This window comes from Protofrankia sp. Cas8 (genome assembly GCF_963555845.1).
Lineage (GTDB): Bacteria > Actinomycetota > Actinomycetes > Frankiales > Frankiaceae > Protofrankia.
Map to the genome: position 1 here is coordinate 1 of NZ_CAUVXI010000257.1, position 1,593 is coordinate 1,593.

Below are 1,593 nucleotides of genomic sequence, written 5' to 3' on the forward strand. Positions count from 1 at the left end.
CCTGATTCCCGACGACGTCTACGACGCGCTCCCGCAATGACCACCCCGAGTCGGATCTGCCCTGACCGTTGATCGACCTGGTTCTCGTTAGTGAACCCGCGGCCACCAGGCACTTTGATGGCCGCGGGGATCGCCGTGTTCTCGTTGATCAGAACGCTGGCGCCCTGGCCATGATCCGGCGGTTTTGTGAGGCCTATCCGCACCTGCTGCGCTGGGTCGCCGGCGACGAGGTCTACGGCGGTTCGCCGACGCTGCGCGCCTGGTTGAAAAAGAACCAGGTCGGCTACCAGCTCCGCGAGCTCGGCGTTCGCCTGCGCCAGCGCCTCCTGGGTGTCCGCGAGCCGCTCGCGGATCTCGGCCAGCTCCTAGCGCAGCGTGACGACCAGCACCGCGAGCTCGTCATACGATGGCGGCGGTGGCCGGGACCCGGACGAAACATGATCAACATGTAGGTCAGTCGCCACCGCGAGCACCCTGCCGCCACAGCGGACGTCACCTGAACGACCCGGCCCGCAACAACACTAATCGATCAAGATGCCTGACCAGTTACCCCACTGCTTTGCGTCAGAGTTCGTCGGGAACCCGTGCTCCCGTCAACTCTTGCCAGCTCTCATCGAAGACGCTGCGGTTCTCGTCGCGTTCCTTGCGCAGCAGGGAAACGATAAACGTACCGAATTCCTGAAGCTGATGTTCCGTGGTGATGTTCAACGCGAACAACAGCACCTGAAGCAGTTGGTGTGTCGATCCGGAACCTTGCAGTATGTTGCCGGCGAGGGTGAGTGATCGTGCAAACGGGAGCGCGAAGTAGGCAGGAAGACGCTCATAGAGGCCGCCGTACATGACGACGGCTTCTTCGACCGCGCCCAGCGCCTCCTCCCGCCGCCCGAGATCGGACAGGTGGACGGACAGGTTGTTCAGCGACAGGGCGAGGTCGGGGGTGAACGCGTCGGGCCGGGCCTGCACCAGCACCCGGTAGAGACCGGCGGCTTCCTCGACCGCGCCCAGCGCCTCCTCCCACCGACCCAGGCCGGACAGGTGGACGGACAGGTTGTTCAGCGAGCCGGCGAGGTCGGGGGTGAACGCGTCGGGCCGGGCCTGCACCAGCACCCGGTAGAGACCGACGGCTTCCTCGACCGCGCCCAGCGCCTCCTCCCGCCGCCCGAGAGCGGACAGGTGGACGGACAGGTTGTTCAGCGAGCTGGCGAGGTCGGGGGTGAACGCGTCGGGCCGGGCCTGCACCAGGACCCGGTAGAGACCGGCGGCTTCTTCGACCGCGCCCAGCGCCTCCTCCCGCCGCCCGAGAGCGGACAGGTGGACGGACAGGGTGTTCAGCGACATGGCGAGGTCGGGGGTGAACGCGTCGGGCCGGGTCTGCGCCAGGACCCGGTAGAGACCGACGGCTTCCTCGACCGCGGCCAGCGCCTCCTCCCACCGACCCAGGCCGGACAGGTGGTTGGACAGGGTGTTCAGCGACATGGCGAGGTCGGGGGTGAACGCGTCGGGCCGGGTCTGCGCCAGGAACCGGTAGAGACCGACGGCTTCTTCGACCGCGGCCAGCGCCTCCTCCCGCCGCCCCAGGCCGGACAGGTGGTT

2 protein-coding genes are annotated in these 1,593 nt (G+C 67.4%); one reads left to right on the top strand and one right to left on the bottom strand.

Features of this window, described 5'->3' with window-relative positions:
- Positions 1-170: 170 nt before the first annotated feature.
- Positions 171-452 (top strand): hypothetical protein, encoded by a 282-nt coding sequence (locus U9977_RS24385; protein ID WP_322751628.1) that lies wholly within the window; start codon positions 171-173, stop codon positions 450-452.
- 112 nt (positions 453-564) lie between these two features.
- Here the strand turns inward: U9977_RS24385 and U9977_RS24390 are convergent.
- Positions 565-1,593, bottom strand: a 1,029-nt coding sequence (locus U9977_RS24390) for a tetratricopeptide repeat protein (RefSeq protein WP_322751620.1), incomplete at its 5' end; no start/stop codon positions are given.

Bases quoted from the DNA above. Each gene is read 5' to 3' on its own strand.
- U9977_RS24385 (WP_322751628.1), top strand. From the start codon at position 171: ATGATCCGGCGGTTTTGTGAGGCCTATCCGCACCTGCTGCGCTGGGTC.